The organism is Pseudomonas qingdaonensis (assembly GCF_018398475.1).
GTDB classification, from domain to species: Bacteria; Pseudomonadota; Gammaproteobacteria; order Pseudomonadales; family Pseudomonadaceae; genus Aquipseudomonas; species Aquipseudomonas palmensis.
In genome coordinates, this window is the sequence record NZ_CP074676.1 from 4,095,493 (window position 1) to 4,117,964 (window position 22,472).

18 protein-coding genes, 1 tRNA gene and 1 pseudogene are annotated in these 22,472 nt (G+C 65.0%); 10 read left to right on the forward strand and 10 right to left on the reverse strand.

What is annotated here, in order from left to right; translation table 11 throughout:
* Positions 1-172: 172 nt before the first annotated feature.
* The 3 genes from KH389_RS18600 (at position 173) to KH389_RS18610 (ending at position 2,639) form a co-directional block, all read left to right on the forward strand.
* Positions 173-634 carry a hypothetical protein gene (locus tag KH389_RS18600; RefSeq protein WP_043864577.1) on the forward strand — a complete coding sequence of 154 codons (462 nt, stop codon included), beginning with the start codon at positions 173-175 and terminating at the stop codon, positions 632-634.
* Positions 635-1,093: 459 nt separating this feature from the next.
* Positions 1,094-1,990 carry a sensor histidine kinase gene (locus tag KH389_RS18605; protein ID WP_043864578.1) on the forward strand — a complete coding sequence of 299 codons (897 nt, stop codon included), beginning with the start codon at positions 1,094-1,096 and terminating at the stop codon, positions 1,988-1,990.
* Positions 1,980-2,639: a response regulator gene (locus tag KH389_RS18610; RefSeq protein ID WP_043864579.1), complete on the forward strand. Its 660-nt coding sequence runs from the start codon at positions 1,980-1,982 to the stop codon at positions 2,637-2,639. Before KH389_RS18605 ends, KH389_RS18610 begins: the two co-directional genes overlap by 11 nt.
* Here KH389_RS18610 and yegS read toward each other — a convergent pair.
* Positions 2,623-3,522 (reverse strand): lipid kinase YegS, encoded by a 900-nt coding sequence (gene yegS, locus KH389_RS18615; RefSeq protein WP_043864580.1) that lies wholly within the window; start codon positions 3,520-3,522, stop codon positions 2,623-2,625. The genes KH389_RS18610 and yegS overlap by 17 nt on opposite strands.
* 299 nt (positions 3,523-3,821) lie before the next feature.
* Between yegS and KH389_RS18620 the strand changes: the two genes are divergently transcribed.
* Positions 3,822-5,276, forward strand: coding sequence for a mannose-1-phosphate guanylyltransferase/mannose-6-phosphate isomerase (locus tag KH389_RS18620; RefSeq protein ID WP_213606013.1), 1,455 nt, complete (start codon positions 3,822-3,824; stop codon positions 5,274-5,276).
* Positions 5,277-5,341: 65 nt separating this feature from the next.
* Complete coding sequence (locus tag KH389_RS18625) at positions 5,342-6,586, forward strand: glycosyltransferase family 4 protein (protein ID WP_043864582.1); 1,245 nt, start codon at positions 5,342-5,344, stop codon at positions 6,584-6,586.
* On the opposite strand, the gene KH389_RS18630 is transcribed toward KH389_RS18625, so the two are convergent.
* The gene (locus KH389_RS18630) at positions 6,575-7,801 is read right to left on the reverse strand and encodes a molybdopterin molybdotransferase MoeA (protein ID WP_213606014.1); all 1,227 of its coding nucleotides are present in this window, start codon (positions 7,799-7,801) and stop codon (positions 6,575-6,577) included. The genes KH389_RS18625 and KH389_RS18630 overlap by 12 nt on opposite strands.
* Positions 7,785-8,324: a molybdenum cofactor biosynthesis protein B gene (gene moaB / locus KH389_RS18635; RefSeq protein WP_043864584.1), complete on the reverse strand. Its 540-nt coding sequence runs from the start codon at positions 8,322-8,324 to the stop codon at positions 7,785-7,787. Before moaB ends, KH389_RS18630 begins: the two co-directional genes overlap by 17 nt.
* Before the next feature lie 200 nt (positions 8,325-8,524).
* Here moaB and KH389_RS18640 point away from each other — a divergent pair, with 200 nt between their 5' ends.
* Together KH389_RS18640 and KH389_RS18645 are read left to right on the forward strand one after the other, a co-directional pair.
* Entirely contained in the window at positions 8,525-8,746 is a 222-nt protein-coding gene (locus KH389_RS18640; protein ID WP_043864585.1) for a YgdI/YgdR family lipoprotein, read from the forward strand.
* 79 nt (positions 8,747-8,825) lie between these two features.
* Positions 8,826-8,902: transfer RNA gene (locus KH389_RS18645), tRNA-Pro, on the forward strand.
* Positions 8,903-9,044: 142 nt separating this feature from the next.
* On the opposite strand, the gene mqo is transcribed toward KH389_RS18645, so the two are convergent.
* From mqo to KH389_RS18660, 4 genes and pseudogenes are all read right to left on the reverse strand, one after another.
* On the reverse strand, positions 9,045-10,631 hold the full coding sequence (mqo, locus tag KH389_RS18650; protein WP_054916197.1) for a malate dehydrogenase (quinone): 1,587 nt from the start codon (positions 10,629-10,631) through the stop codon (positions 9,045-9,047).
* Positions 10,632-10,994: 363 nt separating this feature from the next.
* Positions 10,995-11,762, reverse strand: a complete 768-nt coding sequence (locus KH389_RS27855; RefSeq protein ID WP_371920455.1) for a methyl-accepting chemotaxis protein — start codon at positions 11,760-11,762, stop codon at positions 10,995-10,997.
* A 162-nt stretch (positions 11,763-11,924) separates the two neighbouring features.
* Positions 11,925-12,620, reverse strand: a pseudogene (locus tag KH389_RS27860) (methyl-accepting chemotaxis protein); the annotation flags it as partial.
* Between the two features lie 210 nt (positions 12,621-12,830).
* Complete coding sequence (locus KH389_RS18660; protein WP_210014563.1) at positions 12,831-14,594, reverse strand: ABC transporter transmembrane domain-containing protein; 1,764 nt, start codon at positions 14,592-14,594, stop codon at positions 12,831-12,833.
* 248 nt (positions 14,595-14,842) lie between these two features.
* On the opposite strand from KH389_RS18660, the gene KH389_RS18665 reads away from it, so the two are divergent.
* On the forward strand, positions 14,843-15,013 hold the full coding sequence (locus tag KH389_RS18665; protein ID WP_167400204.1) for a PA1571 family protein: 171 nt from the start codon (positions 14,843-14,845) through the stop codon (positions 15,011-15,013).
* A gap of 119 nt (positions 15,014-15,132) precedes the next feature.
* Here KH389_RS18665 and pdxB read toward each other — a convergent pair whose 3' ends face one another.
* Complete coding sequence (pdxB, locus tag KH389_RS18670; RefSeq protein WP_213606016.1) at positions 15,133-16,275, reverse strand: 4-phosphoerythronate dehydrogenase PdxB; 1,143 nt, start codon at positions 16,273-16,275, stop codon at positions 15,133-15,135.
* Between the two features lie 145 nt (positions 16,276-16,420).
* Between pdxB and KH389_RS18675 the strand changes: the two genes are divergently transcribed.
* Positions 16,421-17,821, forward strand: a complete 1,401-nt coding sequence (locus KH389_RS18675; RefSeq protein ID WP_414602818.1) for an MATE family efflux transporter — start codon at positions 16,421-16,423, stop codon at positions 17,819-17,821.
* On the opposite strand, the gene tusA is transcribed toward KH389_RS18675, so the two are convergent.
* Together tusA and rlmM are read right to left on the reverse strand one after the other, a co-directional pair.
* On the reverse strand, positions 17,818-18,060 hold the full coding sequence (gene tusA, locus KH389_RS18680) for a sulfurtransferase TusA (protein ID WP_043864590.1): 243 nt from the start codon (positions 18,058-18,060) through the stop codon (positions 17,818-17,820). The genes KH389_RS18675 and tusA overlap by 4 nt on opposite strands.
* Positions 18,061-18,119: 59 nt before the next feature.
* The gene (gene rlmM / locus KH389_RS18685) at positions 18,120-19,184 is read right to left on the reverse strand and encodes a 23S rRNA (cytidine(2498)-2'-O)-methyltransferase RlmM (protein WP_043864591.1); all 1,065 of its coding nucleotides are present in this window, start codon (positions 19,182-19,184) and stop codon (positions 18,120-18,122) included.
* A 251-nt stretch (positions 19,185-19,435) separates the two neighbouring features.
* On the opposite strand from rlmM, the gene acnA reads away from it, so the two are divergent.
* A complete protein-coding gene (gene acnA / locus KH389_RS18690; RefSeq protein WP_043864592.1) occupies positions 19,436-22,177 on the forward strand; it encodes an aconitate hydratase AcnA in 2,742 nt (913 codons plus the stop codon).
* Positions 22,178-22,472: the final 295 nt, after the last annotated feature.

Genomic DNA, 22,472 nt, shown 5'->3' on the forward strand with positions numbered 1-22,472 from the left:
TTCGCAATATCCTTTAGCCATTAATGTGACGCCATTCTCATTGCATGAATGGAGTCAGGCTTTTGCTCGCTACTGCCTTGTTGTCCACAACCAATGCTAGCGTCTTGCCAAAACACCGGCTCCAGGGCGTTTCAGCCCCCATCCGCAGTCTGCGCCTGGCAGGAAACGACTGATGTCCGACACCACTGCGGACATCAGCGCCCTACACGACTTTCAGGTCGATGCCCACGTACTGCTGACCCGCGCTCAGGAGTGCCTGTCGCACCTTGACCTGATCGGCCACGATACCGACGCGTGCGACTGCCTGCTGAACACCCTCGGCACACTGGCCGAGCGTGCCCACCTGCAGGCCCAGACGCAGATCGCCGACTTCTGTCGCCAACTCTGTCATGTGCTCGAACCGCAGCAATGCCGCGCGCGCCTTCACGCTGCACTGCCCAAGCTGAAAGCCTGCCTGAGCCTGCTGGCCTGGCAGCTTGAACTGATCGACCCGCACACCGGCCAATTGAACCTGGACCCCCAGGAGCAACTGGCCTTGCTGGAGGAACTGGAACAGACCTTCCGGCAGTTGCACGCAGAACCGGCCAAGGCGACCGCCACACCCGCCGCCCCTGCACCCGCCCTGGGCGCATGAAGTTGCACAACTAACCGGCGTGGGAAATTTCCCCGCCGCACATCATTTCAAAGCACTTTCCCACAACACTAAGCATTAACTTACGCGTGGGCGGCGAGTTTCTGTCAGCTGTATACAAAAACAATATCAGCGCATATAGGACAAGTTGTGTATCGCCACCAGTGATAGCAAAGTGCTAGACTTTGCGCCATCCGGAACGACCGTACCAGCCCGTAAAACTGACAGTTCGGACATCTTTCACGCCCCGCGACCATTTCCAAGCGAAGTGATACTATGCCCGACGCAAATTGCACACCGACAATGCACGGTGCTGAAGTTTGGCGTTTTCAGCACACTTGAAATCGTCTGATTCCAGTGTTGGCAAAACTGCACAAAGTTAAATCCAGGCGTTGCCCCAAACGCCTGTTGGGCGATATTCGACCGGCTTTCAACAGCGATACTTCAGTGGCTTCATTCCCTATGCTCTCAAGCCTCAAGACACTCAAGCGCGGCCCTCCGGGCGCTTCTCTGCTGCATTGGCTGAGCGCCCTGCTGTGCCTGGTGTCGGCGGCGGCCAACCTGTACCTGTACCTGCGTGCGGCACCGATGCCCGGCAGCCTGCTGGCACTGCAGCTGGCCGCCCTGCTCGGAATTGGCTGGCAATTGCGCCAGGCCGCGCGCTCGATCGCCATGCGCCCCCAGGAGCTGGCCCACCGCCTGCTCGAGGTACAGGAGAGCGAACGCCAGCGTCTGAGCCGCGAACTGCATGACGATATCGGCCAACTGCTGACAGCCGCCAAGCTGCAGGCAGACTGGCTGCAACGGCGCATGCCGGCCGACCTGCAGGAACACTGCGCCACATTGCGCAGCACCCTGGACGACACCCTGGCCAACGTGCGTGATGTGTCGGCGATCCTCAACCCACGCCAACTGGCCAGCCTGGGGCTTGAAGCGAGCCTGCGCGCGCACCTGCTGCGCACCCTGGAAAACACCGACGTGCACTGGAGCCTGGAGTGCAGGCAGCGCCTGGGTGGCATTCCGGAAGACATGGCCATCGCTGCCTTTCGCATTACCCAGGAAGCCGTCACCAACATTCTGCGACACGCCCGGGCACGCAACCTGAGCGTGCGCATCGAGCGCACCCCCGAAGGCCTGGCACTATCGATCAGCGACGACGGCCAGGGCTTCACGCCTGCTGCCGCCCCCGGCGAGGAGGGCCAGCGCGGCATGGCCGGCATGAGCGAACGGGTCAACCTGCTCAATGGCCGGCTGAGCGTGAACAGCCAACCCGGCCAGGGCACCCACATCGACGTACTGTTCCCCTGGCCACCGCGTGCCCGTGAACGCGCCAATACAAGTAAACCCCATGATCTGTAATCTGTTGCTGGTGGATGACCACTCCCTGATTCGCGCCGGCGTACGCGCCCTGGTCGCCGACATACCCGGCTACGCCGTGGTAGGCGAGGCCAACGACGGTAGCCAGTTGCTCGAACTGGTGCAGCGCCTGGACCCGGATATCGTGCTGCTGGACATCTCGATGCGCTCGACCGGGGGCCTGGAGGCCCTGGGCCGCCTGAAGGCTGCCGGCTGTCGCAGCAAGGTGCTGATCCTGTCGATGCACACCGACCCCGAGCTGATCATGCGCGCACTGGAAATCGGCGCCCATGGCTACCTGCTCAAGGACACCACCGCCACCGAACTGGAGCAGGCACTGGCCGCGCTGCGCAGCGACGAGCGCTACCTGAGCCCGGCCATCGCGCATACCGTGATCAACCAGGCGTTACTGCGCGCCCAGAGCAGCAAGCCCGAGGCCGTCGAGAACCACAACCTCACGGCGCGCCAGCTGGAAATCCTGCGCCTGATCGTGCGCGGCAAATCCACCCGTGAAATCGCCAACGGCCTGGGCCTGAGCATCAAGACCGTCGAGACCCACCGCTCGCAGATCATGAAACGCCTGCAGATCTACGACGTGGCGGGCCTGGTGCTGTTCGCCGTGCGCGAACAGATCATCAGCCTGGACGACTGAGCAGCGGCGACTCGGCGGGCAGGTGCACGCGCAACGCCCCCGGCAGCGCACTGAAGCGCCAGCTGTCGCCTTGCAGCGGCTCGCCATCGAGGTTGATGTCCAGGCCTTCGGCGCTCTTGATCTCGACCCACGGCAGGCGCGCGCGAACGAACAGATTGTCCAGCCCCAGACCCTCGCTCAGCAGGTCACGCAAAGTGCCGACCACCTCCTGCGGCGCCGGCAGGATGCTGATATCGAGCAGCCCGTCGTCCACCTGCGCCTGCGGGCACAGCACATGCCCGCCGCCGGCCTGGCGGCCGTTGCCGATTCCCAGGGCCAGCAACTGACCTTGCCAGTGAAAATCCGGACCTTGCAGCTCCACCGAGGCCGCACGCAACTCGCTGAAACGCGACAGCCCGGTGAACAGATAGGCCGCGGCACCGATCACCTTCTTCAGATCCTCGGAAGTGCTGGCCGTGACCTGGCTGCCGAAACCGCCGGTGGCCATGTTGAGAAACACCTGCCCGCCCACCTCGCCCAGGTCGATCGCCCGCGCCGGCAACTCCAGCAGGTTCAGAGCCTGGTCCGGCTCCAGCGGCACACCGGCAGCCCGTGCGAAATCGTTGGCGGTACCCAGCGGCAATAGCGCCAGGCTGGCATCACCCCGGGCCTGGGCCAGCGCCTCTGCCACATCGCGCAGGGTACCGTCGCCACCACCGGCCACCAGATGCGGGTACCCCGCCGCCAGCGCCTCGTGCACCAGGCGCTGGGCATCGCCCCCCTCCCAGGTGAGTCGAACATCGAGCTGCCAGCCGCGCTCGCGCAAGCCCATTACCGCCGCGCGCACCTCGTCGTTCATGGCCTGCTTGCCATGCAGAATCAACAATGCCCTGCGCTCACCCATAACTGCTCCCCCGCATTGATCACCGCCGACGGCGGTGCCGCGTCAGATGACGCCCGTGTATATCGACCGATTACAACACGGTTCCGTTGCATGCGGACCACGTCAAAAACAGCGCTTTCACACAATTGCCATTGAAAGATTCTCAATCGATGTGCATCATTCGACAAATATTTGGCCTTCACGGACGATGCCAGTGATAAAAGTCACTTTTTTGACTCATTGAGCAAAGCGCCTGCCAGGTTCACCTTTTCCCTGTTATCACACCGCTTAGCGGTGCCCAGAACACGAGGCTGAGTGAAATGAGCACACTGATCCCTTGCATCATTGCCGGTGGAGCCGGCACCCGATTGTGGCCGGTTTCACGCGAGGCCATGCCCAAGCCCTTCATGCGCATGCCCGATGGCCAGAGCCTGCTGCAGAAAACCTTCCTGCGTGCCTGCGCACTCAAGGATGTGGCCCGCGTACTCACCGTCACCAATCGCGAAGTGTTCTTCCGCACCCAGGATGAATACCGCCAGCTCAAACAGCCCGGCATCGCGCTGGACTTCATTCTCGAGCCCTGCGGGCGCAACACGGCCCCGGCGATTGCCGCCGCCGCCCTGCACTGTGCCCGTGAATACGGCGAAGACGCCCACCTGCTGGTGCTGCCCGCCGACCACCTGATCACCGACCAGGCAGCCTTCGAAGAGGCCGTGGAACGCGCCCGCGCCCTGGCCGAGCAAGGCTGGCTGACCACCTTCGGCCTGGTGCCCACCCAACCGGAAACCGGCTTCGGCTACATCGAGAAGGGCCAGGCCCTGGATGCCCATGGCTATCGCGTGGAGCGCTTCGTCGAAAAGCCGAACGCAGAGATCGCCCAGCGCTATGTCGAGGGCGGCCAGCACCTGTGGAACGCCGGCATGTTCTGCATGCGTGCAGATGCCATCCTGCGCGAGCTGCAGCAGCACGCACCGCAGGTTCTGGATGCGGTCGGCGAATGCCTGGGGCTGAGCCAGAGCAAACAGGGCAGCAACAGCCTGCAACTGGAACTGGATGCCACCAGCTTCGCGCAGGTTGCCGACATCTCCATCGACTACGCCGTGATGGAGCGTTCCACCCAGGTGGCAGTGCTGCCCAGCCAGTTGGGCTGGAGTGACATCGGCTGCTGGCGGGCGGTGCGCAGCCTGGCCCAGGGCGATGCCCAGGGCAACCAGTGCAACGGCGAGACCGTGCTGCACGACGTGAGCAACTGCTACATCGATTCGCCTCGCCGCCTGGTGGGCGCCATCGGCCTGGACAACCTGATCATCATCGACACCCCCGACGCCCTGCTGATCGCCGACGCGAGCCGCAGCCAGGAGGTCAAGCTGATTGCCCAGCAGCTCAAGCGCCAGGACCACGACGCCTATCGCCTGCACCGCACCGTGACGCGCCCCTGGGGCACCTACACCGTGCTCGAGGAAGGCCCGCGCTTCAAGATCAAGCGCATCATGGTACGCCCGCAGGCCTGCCTGTCCCTGCAGATGCACCATCACCGCAGCGAACACTGGATCGTGGTCAGCGGCATGGCCTGCGTGACCAACGGCGAAGAGGAATTTCTGCTCGACACCAACGAGTCGACCTTCATCAAGCCGGGGCGCGAGCATCGCCTGAGCAACCCCGGGGTGATCGATCTGGTAATGATCGAGGTGCAAAGCGGCGAATACCTGGGCGAGGACGACATCGTGCGCTTTACTGATATCTATGGACGCGCCCCGGCAGCAGCGATCGGCTGAGGCCCGCCAGGCGCGTTTTCGCATTCAGCCTGTCGACGCCCCTGCGGCAAGAGAGGAAGTGGGTCATGCGCGTACTCTGGACACTGCCTTACCTGCCCTGGCCCACCACCAGCGGCAGCAAGGCCCGGCAATACCACCTGTTGCGTGGCCTGGCTGAACGCGGGCACAGGATCACGCTGCTGGTGCACTCGAAAGTTCCGCTTGGCGAGGCAGCCCGACAGGCACTGGAGCCACTGCTCGAGCGCCTGATCGTGTTGCCGCGAAGGCCTTTGCGCAGCCCGCTCAACCTGCTGGCGGCGCTGTACGTCGGCTACCCGATGCGGGCCAGCACCAACGGCCTGGCGCCCCACCTGCGCCACTGCTTCGAAACGTTGCTGCGCGAGCAGTGGGATGTGATCCAGATCGAGCACAGCTACAGTTTCCAACCCTTCGAAAAGGCCCTGCAAGCCAGCGGCCTGCCTTTCATGGTCAGCGAGCATCATGTGGAGTCGGACACCGGCGCGGTGTGCCAGGACCGCCTGCCCCTGTGGCTGCGCCCGTTCAACAGCTTCGACCGCTGGCGCTACCGGCGCTGGGAGTCGCGGGTGCTGCGCCAGGCCAGCGAAGTGGTGGCCGTCAACCCGCGCGATGCCGAACAGATCCGCCAGTTCACCGGCCGCCCTGCCGAGGTGGTGATCAACGGCGTGGACTACGAGTACTACCAGCACATCAGCGCCTGCCCGCACAGCCAGCGCCTGCTGCTGGTGGGCAACTTCGAATACGGCGCCAACCTGGAGGCGCTGGAGTGGGCGCTGGAGGAGATCCTGCCGCAGGTATGGCTGAGCAACCCGGCCGTGCGCCTGGCGGTGGTCGGACATGCCCTGCCCACCCAGTGGAAGCTGCGCTGGAACGACCCGCGCATCGAATGGATCGGCTACCTGCCCGACCTGCGTGAGCTGCAACGCCACTCGGCGCTGTTCTTTGCCCCGCTGCGTCATGCCGGTGGGTGCAAGATCAAGTTGCTCGAGGCCATGGCCGCAGGCCTGCCGGTGGTCACCACCACCCAGGGCGCAGCGGGGTTGGCAGTGCGCAACGGCGAGCACTACCTGGGAGGGGACGACACCGACACACTGGCACTGATCATCACCCGCCTGCTGAGCCACCCGACGCGCATGCAGCAGTTGTCCGATGCCGCGCGCCAGTTCGTGCGCGAGCAGCATGACTGGAGCAGGGCCGCCGCGCAGCTGGAGAGCGTGTATGCGCGCCTCGCCGCGCAGGCCCCACTGGGCAACGACCGGGTTGCCCGGGGCCTGCTGCCGTCAGCCGAGTAGCTCGCTGAGGGGGATGAACTGCACGCTGTCGCCCTTGCCGGGCGCAGTGCCCTCGCGCACCTCCACCAGGCCCTCGGCCCACGCGGCGCTGCGCAGCACACCCGAGCTCTGGTTCTTGTAGATCAGCGCCTGGCCCTGCTCCATGCGCGCGCGCAGGTATTCGCGGCGATTGCCTGGCTTGGGCCAGACGAAACCGGCAGGCACGCTGAACTGCAGCGGTGTCACGTCCTGCACACCCTGGCGGCGCAACAGGTACGGCCGGGTGAGCAGGCCGAAGGTGACCAGGGTCGACGCCGGGTTGCCTGGCAGGCCGATCACCGGCACCCCGCGAAAATGCCCGAAGGTCAGCGGCTTGCCGGGCTTGATCGCAAGCTTCCACAGCGACAGCTCACCTTCTTCGCGCAGGGCGATACCCAGGTAATCGGCCTCGCCCACCGATACACCACCGGTGGACAGAATCAGGTCGACGTCCTTGAGCTGGCCCAGGCGCTCACGGGTCAACGCCAGATCATCGGGCAGGATGCCGGCGTCCTTCACCTCGCAGCCCAGGCGCTGCAGCCAGCTGACCAGCAGGCGCCGGTTGCTGTTGTAGATCTGCCCGGGGCCCAGGGGCAGCCCCGGCTCGACCAGTTCGTCGCCGGTGGAAAGCACCGCCACCCGCACCTTGCGCACTACCGACAGCACCGCGCAGCCGAGCGAGGCAGCCAGGCCCAGCTCGACCGGCCCGAGGCGGGTCCCGGCGTCCAGCACGGTTTCACCTGCCCGGGTTTCCTGGCCCTGCGGGCGCACGTTGAGCCCGGCACTGAGCGGCTCGGTGAAACACACGCGTTGATCGGGCTGAACATCGACGTTTTCCTGCATCTCGACGCAGTCGGCCCCTGCCGGCAGCGGCGCACCGGTAAAGATGCGCGCACAGGTACCCGGCTCCAGAGGCGCAGGCGCCTGCCCGGCCTGAATGCGCTGGCTCACCACCAGCGGCGTGCCCTGCCAGTCGGCGTGGTGCAGTGCGTAGCCGTCCATGGCGCTGTTGGGCCAGGGCGGCAGATCAAGGCCGGCGACCAGCGCCGTGGCCAGCACACGGCCCTCGGCAGCAGCCAGTGGCACCGCTTCGCAGTCTTCGATGCGCGCCGCTTCGGCCAGCGCCAGCAAGCGCTCCAGGGCCTGCTCCACGGGCAGCAGCGGCTTTGCCGCAACAGGCTCAGCCACGGCTTTCACACGGCGCCGCCTGCTTGAGGTGCGCGACGAAATTGCACGGGCGATGGCGTACATCCAGTTGCTCGGCAAGAATCCCGTCCCAGCCGGTGCGTACCGCGTTGGTCGAGCCGGGCAGGCAGCACACCAGCGTACCGTTGGCCAGCCCGGCCAGGGCGCGGGACTGCACGGTGGAGGTGCCGATATCGGCCAGGGAGATATGCCGGAACAGTTCACCGAAGCCGTCGACCTGCTTGTCGAGCAGGCAACCGACCGCCTCGGGGGTGCTGTCGCGGCCGGTGAAGCCGGTGCCGCCCGTGATCAGTACCACCTGCACCTGCTCGTCGGCGATCCAGGTAGCGACCTGCGCGCGAATCTTGTAGAGGTCGTCCTTGAGCAGTACACGGGCGGCCAGCGCGTGGCCGGCAGCAGTCAGGCGGTCGACGAACACCTGGCCGGAGGTATCGGTTTCCAGGGTGCGGGTATCGCTGACGGTCAGCACGGCAATGTTCAGCGGCACGAACGGTACATCAGCCTTGGCTTTCATGAGGAAGGTGAATCCATGACAGGGAAAGAATGCCGCCAGTTATATCACAGCCCTCCCCGCGCCCGCCCGCCAGCGGCCGATTGCATTGTTCCCGATCAATGACGCGGTTCAGCCGCTATGCTCAAGTTGCGAGGAACTTGCTGGGACGCGATGCGTCTCAATGACATGACCCGCAACTTCCCCCTCAATGGAGAAAGAATATGATTCAACGGACCCTCCCCGCTTTCCTGCTCGCCCTGGGCCTGGGCACCCTCGCCGGGTGTGCTTCGCCTACCGTGATCACGCTGAATGACGGACGTGAGATCCAGGCGGTCGACACCCCCAAGTACGATGAAGATTCGGGCTTCTATGAAATCGAACAGCTCGACGGCAAGAGCACCCGGATCAACAAGGACCAGGTCCGCACCGTGAAAGAGCTGTAAAAGGCAGTACAGACGGCAAGCTTCAGGCCCCTCGCCGGGGCTTGCCGGTCGCGTTTTTTTTTGAGTAGAATTTTGTCATCGGAGTGTAGCGCAGCCAGGTAGCGCGTCTCGTTCGGGACGAGAAGGCCGCAGGTTCGAATCCTGTCTCTCCGACCAGATCGGCAAAAACCACAAAGCCCGCTTTTGCGGGCTTTGTGGTTTCTGGCTGTACTGCATCCGCTGTGGCTCAAACCCGCCCCCACAAGGATGTCAATCATCCGGTGGGGGCGGGCTCGATCCGCGAAGCGTCAACCCGACGTTACTGCGCGGCCACCGCCGTCTCGTCCGGCAGCACCGGCACGAACAGCAGGTTCAGGCGCGAGCTGCTCCACTCACGGGTCTTGTTGGTCAGCTCGAGGTTGTTGTTGAGCTTCTGACCATAGGTCGGCACGATCTGCTTCAGCTTGGCCTGCCATTCAGGGGTCTTGATACGGTCCTTGAAGGTCTTTTCCAGCACGGTCAGCATGATCGGTGCGGCGGTGGAGGCACCTGGCGAGGCGCCCAGCAGCGCGGCGATGGTGCCGTCCTGCGAAGCCACCACCTCGGTACCGAACTGCAGGATGCCACCGTGCTCGGGATCCTTCTTGATCACCTGGACGCGCTGGCCGGCCTGCAGCAGTTTCCAGTCTTCGTTCCTGGCGTTGGGGAAGTACTCGCGCAGGGCATGCATGCGGTCTTCGAAGCTCAGCATCAACTGGCCCATCAGGTAGGTGCTCAGGTCGATGTTGTCGATACCGGCATGGGTCATCGGCATGATGTTGTGGGTAGTCAGTGCCGAGAACATGTCCAGCAGCGAACCGTTTTTCAGGAACTTGGTGGAGAAGGTCGCGAACGGGCCGAACAGCAGCACTTCCTTGCCATCGATGACACGGGTGTCCAGGTGCGGTACAGACATCGGCGGCGCACCGACCGAGGCCTTGCCGTACAGCTTGGCCTTGTGACGTTTGACGATGTCCTGGTTGTCGGTCATCAGGAACTGGCCGCCCACCGGGAAGCCGGCATAGCCGTCAGCTTCCGGGATGCCGGACTTCTGCAGCAGCTTGAGCGCGCCACCACCGGCACCGATGAACACGAACTTGGCCTTGACGCTGGTTTCGACGCCCTTGTTGGCGAGGTCGGCAACCACCACGGTCCAGGTGTTGTCGGCGTTGCGCACGATGTCGCGCACTTCGTGCGAGGTGTGCAGCTTGACGTTGTCATGCTGGGTCAGCGAAGCGAACAGCTGGCGGGTGATCTCGCCGAAGTTCACGTCGGTACCGATCGGCATGCGCGTTGCGGCAATCTTCTGGTCGGCGGCACGGCCTTCCATCACGATCGGCACCCACTTCTGGATCTGCGCGTGGTCTTCGGAGTACTCCATGCCACGGAACAGCGAACTGTGCTGCAGGGCCGCATGACGTTTCTTGAGGAACTCGACGTTCTTGTCGCCCCACACAAAGCTCATGTGCGGCACGTTGTTGATGAACGAGGTCGGGTTGTTCAGCACCTTCTGCTCGACCTGGTAGGCCCAGAACTGCTTGGAGATCTCGAACTGCTCGTTGACGCCCACCGCCTTGCTGATGTCCATCGAACCGTCAGCCGCTTCGCTGGTGTAGTTCAGCTCGCAGAACGCAGAGTGGCCGGTACCGGCGTTGTTCCAGGCGTTGGAGCTTTCCTCGGCCACCTTGTCCATGCGCTCGTACACGTCGATGGACCAATCCGGCTCCAACTCGTTGAGGTAGGTCCCCAGGCTTGCACTCATGATGCCGCCGCCGATCAGCAGCACGTCGACGGTCTTTTCCGGTTCACTGGGCTTGGAGCAACCCATGACGCTCAGGCACAGGAGCGTCAGCAGGATTTTTTTCATAGTTCAATCCAATTGAAGTGAAGTGATTGGCAATGACCATCACGCCCGCAGTGCACGCCCGTCTCTTGTGGTTCTGCGCGCGCAGGCCATGGCTCAAGGCATGGCGTCCAGGCCTTCGAGGCTGGCTGGCGGCTGGGGTATCGAGGGTGCGGGGAACGGTCTGACGCCATGGCTGCCGTAGCAGCCCTGAATGTTTCGCAAGGCTTAAGCCTGGGTCGCCTTAAGCAGAAAGCGGGCCAACTTGCACAAGACCAACGACTAATAGCTAGGACCTGTGGTCGCACCCCATCGTTGATGGTTTTGCTGGCGACAATCCGCCACATTGCCCGACATAAAGGCCGGCAGGTGGCGGATTTCCCCCGGTCAGGCCCGCAGGCGCGCCGTCACCTCGCCCAACCGACCCGACAGGTCGTGCAAGTGCTGCCCGGCCTGCTCGGTCCGCTGCACCGCGCCCTGATTGGCGGTGGCGATGCGGGTGATCTCCACCAGGTTGCAGGACATGTCTTCGGCCACGCTGGTCTGTTCCTCGGCGGCGGTGGCGATCTGGCGGTTCATGTCGCGGATGGCCTCCACCGCCTGGGTGATGCGCTGCAACATGGCACCGGCACGCTGTACCTGTTCGGCCCCCTCCTCGCTGCGGGCCTGGCCGTTCTCGATGGCCTTGACCGCCTCCAGCGCGCCCGACTGCACGGCGCTGATGATCTGGTTGATCTCGGCGGTGGACGCCGCCGTGCGCTGGGCCAGGTTGCGCACCTCGTCGGCCACCACCGCGAACCCGCGCCCGGCCTGGCCGGCACGGGCCGCCTCGATGGCAGCATTGAGCGCCAGCAGGTTGGTCTGCTCGGCGATAGCGCGGATCACCTCCAGCACCTTGCCGATACGGGCGCTGTCCTGTTCCAGATGGCGAATCACCGCCGCCGTGCCGGCGATGTCCCGGTTGACCGCGTCGATGGTGGCAATGGTCGACTGCATCACCTGCTCGCCGGCCTGGGCACTGTGGTCGGCATCATCCGCGGCGCGCGCCGCGTCCGCTGCATGGCGGGCCACCTCCTGGGCAGTGGCGGACATTTCCTGCATGGCCGTGGCCACCTGGTCGGTCCGCTGGAACTGGTCTTCGGTGCCCCGCGCCATGCCGCCTGCCAGGCTGCGCAGCTCGCCGCTGGCGGACTCCAGCTCCCGGGCGTTGTCCTGCAGGCGCCCTACCGTGTCGGCCAGAAAATCGCGCAGGGTATTGGCAGCCACCGCCAGGCGCCCCAGCTCGTCATGGCGCCCGCAGGCCACACGGGCATCGAAGCGGCCCTGGCTCAGGTGTGCCACGTATTCGATCAGGCGTCGAATCGGCTCGATCAGGCTGCGATCAACCAGCCACAGGCTCAGCAGCGCAATCAGCAGCGCCGAGCCGAGCATCACCAGCAGCCCCAGCCACACCGTACGCTGCGCGCGGGCATCGATGGCCGCCGCCTGCACCTGGGCATCGGCACGCAACTGGCTGACCAGTTCGCTCATCTGTTCACTGGCCGCGCGGTCCACGCCCTTCACTGCCTGGTCCCCGACAGCGGGGTCGGCCCCTGCCGCGATGAACGCATCGCGACCGCGGGCATAGGCAGCACCCAGTTGCGCGTGGCTGTCCTTGAGTGCCTGCAGGCGCGTTCTGAGCCCCGCATCGTCGGCGTTGGCCCGCACCAGCTGGGCCAGCAGCGCCTGCACCTGCTGTTCACGCGCCGAAAACTGCTGCCAGTACTTGTCCCGCTCGACCGGCTGCTTGCCGCGCAGCAATACGTTCTTCCATTCCTGCACCTGCACCTTGAACTGCAGGTTGGCTTCGTCGATCAGTTGCGAAGCCAGTATCGGCCCCTCCACCAGCTGGCCATAGCCGCGCACGCTGGCCGACAGGAACTGAAAGCACACCAGGGCGATCAGCAACATCGCCAGCAGGCTGCCAGCCAGCAGGGCGAGAATTTGCAGCCGCAGGGATTTACGCACGAACATCGCAAGGGTCTCGGAACAAGAGGATAGGAAAGCTGGCGCGCCACCTGCCGCACCAGTCAAAGACGTCCTTGTCCTCGTTCACCGGGCAAAAAAAAGCTGCCATCGAGCGATGGCAGCAAACTGCATTGAGCATTACGCAACAGCTGATCCGATACTCTCAGGGGATTGCTACAGAAATGTTACAGACGTACAAAATCTGTAACATTTCCTTCATGCGCTGGTGAACTGCAAGGCGGCAAGCCGCGCATACAGCGGGTTCTCGGCAATCAGCTGGCGATGGGTGCCCACCGCGACCAGCCGGCCCTGGTCGATCACGGCGATACGGTCGGCGTGCTGCACCGTGGCCAGGCGATGGGCGATGACAAGCGTGGTGCGCCCGGCCATGAGGGCTGGCAAGGCCTGCTGGATCAGGTGCTCGCTTTGTGCGTCGAGGGCACTGGTGGCCTCGTCCAGCAGCAGGATCGGCGCGTCCACCAGCAGCGCCCGGGCAATGGCCAGGCGCTGGCGCTGACCACCGGAAAGCCCAAGCCCGGCATCGCCCAGGTGCGTCTGGTAGCCCTGCGGCAACTGCAGGATGAATTCATGGGCATGCGCGCTGCGCGCCGCTGCCTCGACCTCGGCACTGGTAGCCTCGGCACGCCCGTAGCGGATGTTGTCTTCGACCGTGCCGAAGAACAGCGCCGGGTTCTGCGCAACCAGTGCGAAATGCCGACGCAGGTCCTGCGGGTCGAGCCGGGTCAGTGGCTGGCCGTCGAGCAGTATCTGCCCCTGCTGCGGGTCGTAGAAGCGCAGCAGCAGGTCGAACAGCGTCGACTTGCCCGCCCCCGAGGGCCCGACCAGGGCCAGGGTCTCGCCAGGCACCACCGTCAGGCTCAGGCCGTCGATAGCCGCTGGGGTGGGCCGCGAGGGGTAGGCAAAATGCACCTCCTGCAGTTCGAGGCGGCCACTGACCCTGGGAGGCAGGCGCTCCAGCCCTTCGTCGGGGGCGTGGATCTCGCTGCGTGCCGCCAGCAGCTCGGCGATCCGCTCGGCTGCGCCCGCGGCCCGTTGCAGCTCGCCGATCACTTCGCTGAGGGTGCCGAAGGCGCTGCCGACGATCAGGCTGTAGAACACGAACGCCGCCAGCTCGCCGCCGGAAATACGCCCGGCGATCACGTCCATGCCACCGACCCACAGCATCACACCGACCGCCCCGAGCACCAGCACGATCACCAGGGTGATCAGCCAGGCGCGCTGCACGATTCGCTGGCGAGCGGTGGTAAAGGCAGCCTCCACGGTCAGGCCGAAACGCTGCTGGTCACGGGCCTGGTGGTTGTAGGCCTGCACGGTCTTGATCTGGCCGAGGGTTTCGGCCACGTAGCTGCCCACGTCGGCGATGCGATCCTGACTCTGGCGCGACAGGCCGCGCACCCGCCGGCCGAAGATCAGGATCGGCGCCAGCACCAGCGGCAAGGCCAGCACCACGATGCTGGTGAGCTTGGGGTTGGTGACAAACAGCAGCACGATGCCGCCCAGCACCATCAGGGCATTGCGCAGGAACAGCGAGAGCGACGAGCCGATCACCGATTGCAGCAGCGTGGTGTCGGTGGTCAGGCGCGACTGGATCTCCGAACTGCGGTTGCTTTCGAAAAAGCCCGGGTGCAGGTAAACCAGGTGATCGAACACCTGCTGGCGTATATCCGCCACGCACCGCTCGCCGATCCACGACACCAGGTAGAAACGACTGAAGGTACCCACCGCCAGTGCCAGCACCAGCAACATGAACAGGCCGATGGACTGGTTGAGCAGGTGTGGCGACTGGGTCATGAAACCCTGGTCCACCAGCAGGCGAATGCCCTGGCCCATGGACAGCGTGATGCCCGCAGTGACCACCAGCGCCAGCAGTGCAGCCATGGCCTGTTTGCGGTAAGGGCGAATGAAACGCCAGGCCAGGCGCAAGGCCTGGCGCTGGCGAGCAGAAAGAAGGCTGGGCATGAAGGTCTTCGTTTATCCGGAGTATGCAGGTCAGCCTACACCCGACCACCGGTCAGGCGCCAAGGAACTCTGCAGCGCGTGGGGCATCACTGACAAGACCAGGCAACAAGTTCACTAGAGCGTTTCGTTCTAAAGTGCCGCTGGAGATTTGTCTGACTTTCTGTTGGACTGGAGGTGTGACAGGGCTGTCATGGTGCGGTCATGTCGCGGATCTAGTCTGAGCTTGCAACCTGATGAGGAGACAGGAAATGAGCTTGCAAAACAGCAATACCCAAGCGCAACGCCCAAGCCATCCGAACCCGGCGTGCGGGTCGATCATCGATGCCCAGGGTCGGGAAATCGAGATCACCGAAGACATGATCAGAAAAGCCTGCGAGGACCTGGAGAAAAGCCGGGTAGAGCTCGCCAAGAAAGCCTGACCCCTATTCAAATCAACCCGGCCCTGGTGCCGGGTTTTTTATGCCTGGTGTAAAGCCCGCTTCGCCGGCAAGGCCGGCGCCTGCAGGGAGACCCGTTGCCGGCCGGCGAAAGCAGTACCTCACACCAACAGGCCACCCAACGCCTTGACCATCTGCTGCAACTGCGGCGCATCCCCCTCGATGCGCACCATCAGCCCCTCGATCTCACGCCGCGGCGGGTACTGTTTGCGCAACACATCGAAGGCCGCGCGCTGGGCTTGCGGGTCACGGTCAAGGCTGCGACGAAAATCCGCATCGTCGCGGCGCGGGTCGTACACCGCACGGCACAGTGTGGCCAGAGCCCAGGCCGGATCGGTTTCGGCCTGCAGGCTGAGCTGCGCCAGCCATGGGCGCGGCAGCAGGTCGGCCAGGCGCACCGTTTCGGCCTCGCCCCGCCAGGCGCAGAACGCCTGGTAGATCTGCGCCGTGCCGCGCTGCTTGCCATCCAGGCTGTAGCCGGCGATATGCGGGGTGGCAATCACGCACAGGTCGGCCAGCGCCTGATCGACCTGCGGCTCGCCCTCCCACACATCCAACACCGCCTGCACATCGTCACGCGCCTGCAGCAGGCTGCGCAATGCCGCATTGTCGACCACCGGGCCGCGGCTGGCGTTGATCAGCCAGGCGCCGGGGCGCAGTTGCGCCAAGCGCTCGGCATCCAGCAGGTGCCAGGTCGAATGCTCGCCGCCCTTGGTCAAGGGCGTGTGCAGGCTGATCACATCGCACTCGGCCAGCACCTGCTCCAGGCTCACGTAGTCACCCCCCTCCTGCGCCTGGCGCAACGGATCGCATACCCGCACCGCCCAGCCCAGCCCGCGTAGCACCTCCACCAGACGCCCGCCGACTTCACCGGCGCCAACCACCCCGTAGGTGCGCCGCGCCAGGTCTGCGCCATCCAGCTCGGCCAGGGTCAGCAGGCTGCCCAGCACATAATCCACCACGCCCCGCGCATTGCAGCCCGGCGCGCTGGACCACTGGATACCGGCCTGGGCAAAGTAGTCCAGGGCCAGGTGATCGGTGCCGATGGTGCAGGTGCCGACGAAGCGCACCTTGCTGCCTTCGAGCAGGGCCTGGTCGACGTTTGTCACCGAGCGCACCAGCAATACATCGGCGTCCTGCACGCAGGCGCGGTCGATGCTGCGGCCCGGGTAACGGCGGATCTCGCCGAAGCCTGCGAAGAAGGCATCGAGCAGCGGTATATTCTCGTCGGCAACAATCAGCATGGCGCTCTCCTGTAAGGGAGCGCAGTGTAGGCCCATACACCCGGCTCGATCCAGCCGAGATAAAGCCCGCCGGTGTATTTCCTGACCCGTGCGTCAAGGCGTAGACTAGGCGGTTTTCCGCGCCTTTATTGTGGACATCCGCCCCGTGACACAGTCGAACACCGCTACCACCCGCCTCTCCCGCCCAGCCAGGGTCGGCACTGAAGTACGCAGCCTGCTGCAGTTGGCCACGCCGATCATCATCGCCCAGCTGGCCACCACCGCCATGGGCTTCGTGGATGCCGTGATGGCTGGCCGGGTCGGCCCGCGCGACCTGGCAGCGGTTGCCCTGGGCAACTCGATCTGGGTACCGGTGTTTTTGCTGATGACCGGCATCCTGCTGGCCACCACGCCCAAGGTGGCGCAGCGCTTCGGTGCCGGTCAGCATGCCGAGATCGGCCCGCTGGTGCGCCAGGCCCTGTGGCTGGCCGGCGTGGTCGGCCTGGGCGGTTGCGGCCTGCTGCTCAGCGCCGAGCCGGTACTGCACCTGATGAAGGTCGACCCGGAACTGATCGCACCGTGCATGGGCTACCTGCAAGGCATCGCCTTCGGCCTGCCGGCGGTGGCGCTGTACTACGTGCTGCGCTGCAGCAGCGACGGCCTGGGCCGCACCCGGCCGAGCATGGTGATCGGGCTGAGCGGGCTGATGCTGAACATCCCGCTGAACTACGTGTTCATCTACGGCCACCTGGGCGTGCCAGCCATGGGCGGCGTGGGCTGCGGCTGGGCCAGCGGCATCGTGATGTGGTTCATGGCCCTGGCCATGGCGCTGTGGGTCGGCCGTGCAGCGGCCTATCGCCCGGCCCAGGTGTTCGCCCGTTTCGACTGGCCGCAATGGTCGGTGATCAAGCGCCTGCTCACGGTCGGCCTGCCGATCGGTATCGCGGTATTCGCCGAATCGAGCATCTTCGGCGTGATCGCCCTGTTGATCGGCAGCCTGGGCTCCACCGTGGTGGCCGGGCACCAGATCGCCCTGAACGTGAGTTCGCTGGTGTTCATGATCCCGTATTCGCTGGGCATGGCGGTAACCGTGCGGGTCGGCCAGGCCATCGGTGCCGGCGACCCGCGCCAGGCGCGCTTTGCCGCCGGGGTGGGCATGGGTACGGCGCTGGCCTACGCCTGCTTTTCGGCCAGCCTGATGCTGTTGCTGCGCGAGCCTATCGCCAGCATCTACACCACGGACCTGGCGGTGATCCAGATCGCCTCGATGCTGATCGTGTATTCGGCGCTGTTCCAGTTCTCGGACGCGATCCAGGTGACTGCGGCCGGCGCCTTGCGCGGCTATCAGGACACCCGCGTGACCATGATCCTGACCCTGTTCGCCTATTGGGGCATCGGCCTGCCGGTGGGCTACCTGCTGGGGCTTACCGACCACTTCGGGCCGGCCAGCGGCCCCAGCGGGCTATGGGAAGGCCTTATCGTGGGGCTGACCTGTGCGGCGCTGATGCTGTCGGTGCGCCTGGCGCGCAGCGCACGCAAGCGCATCCGCCAGCAGCGCCGGGGTTAGGCGAGCTTCTTGCGGATCCAGTACAGGTAGGTGCCGGCATCTTCCTGCTGCTGCACCAGTTCATGGTCCAGAAACACACAGAACTTGGGGATGTCGCGGCGGGTCGAGGGGTCGGTGGCAATCACCTTGAGCAGGCCGCCGGGCGCCAGGTCGCGGATGTGCTGGTGCAGCATCATGACCGGCTCGGGGCAGTTGAGGCCGGTGGCATCCAGGGTGGCGTCGGGGGTGAGGTCGGTCATCAGGTACTCCGGGGTCAGCGGTTGTTCGGTGTTGATTGAAGGCCTTGCCGGCGAGGGTCTCAACGCGGTTTCAGATCCAGACGACGCAGGTGACACGTCACCTCTTCACGGTCGTGATACAGCTGCTTGCAGCCGATCGACACCTTGACCTTGCGCGCCTTGAATCCGTCCTCGATACGCTCGAGCAGCCGCCGCACCTCGGCATAGCGCTGCTTCATCGGCAGCTTGAGGTTGACCACTGCCTCGCGGCACAGCCCTTCCCCCAGCCAGGTTTCCAGCAGCGCTGCGCTGCGCGCCGGCTTCTCGACAATGTCGCACACCATCCAGTCCACGGTCTGCCTGGGCTTGTAGGTAAACCCGTCGGCCATCAGGTGCTGCACCAGCCCGGTATCCATCAGGCTCTCGGCCATCGGCCCGTTGTCGATCGCGGTCACCAGCATGCCGCGCTTGACCAGCTGGTAGGTCCAGCCACCCGGTGCGGCGCCCAGGTCGACCCCGGTCATGTCGCCCGACAGGCGCTGCTCCCACTGCTCACGCGGGATGAAGTGGTGCCAGGCCTCCTCGAGCTTGAGGGTCGAACGGCTCGGCGCCTCGCGCGGAAACTTCAGGCGCGGGATGCCCATCGGCCACATCGCCGAGTTGTCCGCTGCGGCCAGCCCCACGAACACGCGCCGGCCACTGACGAAGGTCAGCAGCAGACGCGGCCTGGCCGGGTCGTCAACCAGCCGGCCAGCCTTGCTCAAGGCCTTGCACAACGGCGCCTCGAACTTGCGGCAGAAGGTCGACAGCTCTTTGCCGTCATTGGTGTCCATCACCTCCAGCCACACGCTGCCACACACCGGGTAGGCGGCCAGGTGCTCGAGCAGCACGCTGATACGGTCGGTTTCGGGCAACTCGACGAAGCTGCCGCGGGCCCACTGGCGCGGAAAGATCAGCTGCTTGAAACGCAGCTCGCGCATCAGGCGCTCGGCGCCCTCGGCGTCGTTGCACACGAACTCGGCACAGGCGCTCTGCGGCTTGCCCTTGGCATAACCGGCAACCCCCAAGCGTGCGGCATGCTCGGCGATCTCGGCGCACACTTCACCCTCGAAACCGGGCCGGCAATGCATAAACAGGGTATTCATCAACTACTCCAGAACGGCTGGCCTGCACGCCAACCCTGACCGGGCGCAACACCTGCACACGGCAAATCGGCGAATGATAAAGCAGTTTAGGAACTGGCGACACGCCCCGCCGGTCCAGTACATGGTCAGGTCCGCCAAACAGGGCTAACCTGACCGCTTAGCCAGGTCCGTGCCGTGCGGACCGTCACAGAGGCGGTGAACTGGCGACTGCAAGGATGATTGCCAGGCACCGACGCAGAAGGAGTTGGCAGATGCCCTCGCTCGACAGCCTGAAAACCCTCAAGACCCTGACGGTGGAGAACCGTGAATACCATTACTACAGCCTGACCGAGGCCGCCCGCAGCCTCGGCGACCTGCAGCGCCTGCCGATGTCGCTCAAGGTGCTGCTGGAAAACCTGCTGCGCTGGGAAGACGGCAAGACCGTCACCGGCCAGGACCTGCACGCCCTGGCCGAATGGCTGCAGCAGCGCCGCTCGGACCGCGAGATCCAGTACCGCCCGGCACGGGTGCTGATGCAAGACTTCACCGGCGTGCCCGCCGTGGTCGACCTGGCCGCCATGCGCGCCGCCATGGCCAAGGCCGGCGGCGATCCGCAGCGCATCAACCCGCTTTCCCCGGTCGACCTGGTGATCGACCACTCGGTGATGGTCGATCGCTACGCCACCGCGCAGGCCTTCGGCGAGAACGTCGACATCGAGATGCAACGCAACGGCGAACGCTATGCGTTCCTGCGCTGGGGCCAGAACGCCTTCGACAACTTCAGCGTAGTGCCGCCGGGCACTGGCATCTGTCACCAGGTCAACCTGGAGTACCTGGGCCGCACCGTGTGGACCCGCGAGGAAGACGGACGCACCTATGCCTTCCCCGACACCCTGGTCGGCACCGACTCGCACACCACCATGATCAACGGCCTGGGCGTGCTGGGCTGGGGCGTGGGCGGCATCGAGGCAGAGGCGGCCATGCTCGGCCAGCCGGTGTCGATGCTGATCCCCGAGGTGATCGGGTTCAAGCTGACCGGCAAGCTGCGCGAAGGCATCACCGCCACCGACCTGGTGCTGACGGTGACGCAGATGCTGCGCAAGAAGGGCGTGGTGGGCAAGTTCGTCGAGTTCTACGGCGACGGCCTAGCCCAGTTGCCCCTGGCCGACCGCGCGACCATTGCCAACATGGCGCCGGAGTACGGCGCCACGTGCGGTTTCTTCCCGGTGGACGACGTGACCCTGGACTACCTGCGCCTGTCCGGTCGCCCCGCCGCCACCGTGCAACTGGTGGAGGCCTACTGCAAGGCCCAGGGCCTGTGGCGCGAGGCGGGCCAGGAGCCGGTGTTCACCGACACCCTGGCACTGGACATGGACGAAGTCGAAGCCAGCCTGGCCGGGCCCAAGCGCCCGCAGGACCGTGTGGCGCTGTCCCAGGTGGCCCAGGCATTCAACAACTTCATCGGCTTGCAACTGAAGGTGTCGACCAAGGAGGTCGGGCGCCTGGAAAGTGAAGGGGGCGGCGGCGTCGCGGTGGGCAATGCCGACCAGGCCGGCGAAATCGAATACGAGCACGAAGGTGCCAATCACCTGCTCAAGGACGGTGCCGTGGTGATCGCCGCAATCACCTCCTGCACCAACACCTCCAACCCCAGCGTGATGATGGCTGCCGGGCTGGTGGCCAAGAAGGCCGTGGAAAAGGGCCTGCAGCGCAAGCCCTGGGTCAAGACCTCACTGGCCCCCGGCTCCAAGGTGGTGACCGACTACTACAAGGCGGCCGGGCTGACCCCTTATCTGGATGCCCTGGGCTTCGACCTGGTCGGCTACGGCTGCACCACCTGCATCGGCAACTCCGGCCCGCTGGCCGAGCCGATCGAAAAGGCCATCACCCAGGCCGACCTTACCGTCGCCTCGGTACTGTCGGGCAACCGCAACTTCGAAGGCCGGGTACACCCGCTGGTCAAGACCAACTGGCTGGCGTCGCCGCCGCTGGTGGTGGCCTACGCCCTGGCCGGCAGCGTGCGCGTCGACCTGTCCAGCGAGGCCCTGGGCCTGGGCAAGGACGGCAAGCCGGTGTATCTGCGCGACATCTGGCCCAGCCAGCAGGAAATCGCCGAAGCCGTGGCCAAGGTCGATACCGCGATGTTCCACAAGGAGTATGCCGAGGTATTTGCCGGCGACGCACAGTGGCAGGCCATCGAGGTGCCGCAGGCAGCGACCTATGTGTGGCAGGAGGACTCCACCTACATCCAGCATCCGCCCTTCTTCGACGACATCACCGGCCCGCTGCCGGTCATCGAAGACATCCACGGCGCCCGGATACTCGCGCTGCTGGGCGATTCGGTGACCACCGACCACATCTCGCCCGCCGGCAACATCAAGGCCGACAGCCCGGCCGGACGCTACCTGCGCGACAAGGGCGTGGAGCCGCGGGACTTCAACTCCTACGGCTCGCGTCGCGGCAACCATGAGGTCATGATGCGCGGCACCTTCGCCAACATCCGCATCCGCAACGAGATGCTCGGTGGCGAGGAAGGCGGCAACACGGTGCATGTGCCCAGCGCCGAGAAGCTGGCGATCTATGACGCGGCCATGCGCTACAAGGCCGAAGGGACACCACTGGTGGTGATCGCCGGGCAGGAGTACGGCACCGGTTCCAGCCGCGACTGGGCCGCCAAGGGCACCAACCTGCTGGGGGTCAAGGCGGTACTGGCCGAAAGCTTCGAGCGTATCCACCGCTCCAACCTGGTGGGCATGGGCGTGCTGCCCCTGCAGTTCGCCGAGGGCCAGACGCGCAAGACCCTGGGGCTGACCGGCCATGAGCGCATCGACATCCTCGGCCTCAGCCAGACCCAGGTGCAGCCACGCATGACGCTGACCCTGCACATCACCCGCGAAGACGCATCGACGCAGCAGATCCAGGTACTGTGCCGCATCGATACGCTCAACGAAGTGGAGTACTTCAAGGCTGGCGGCATTCTGCACTACGTGCTGCGCCAGTTGATCGCGAGCTAGCCTGAAGCAGGCCCGGCGCCGTTGCGCCGGGCCTGCACCGGCCCGCAGTGTGGCCACTGAGTTCGACCTGAACCGGAGGCACTGTGCGGCGTTGCCCGCCCGCTACCTGCCCCCGCGTGAACACCAGGTCACTAGCTGACTAACATGACAAATATATGAAAGAATGCAAACAAGTTGCTTGACTTTGCAGCCTTTCAACTACAACACGAACAGCTAAGGCACCTTGAGCCGGATCAATATTCTTTAAATATCCATTCAATAAAAACGCCTGTCTGCCGATACACCACGAAAGCCT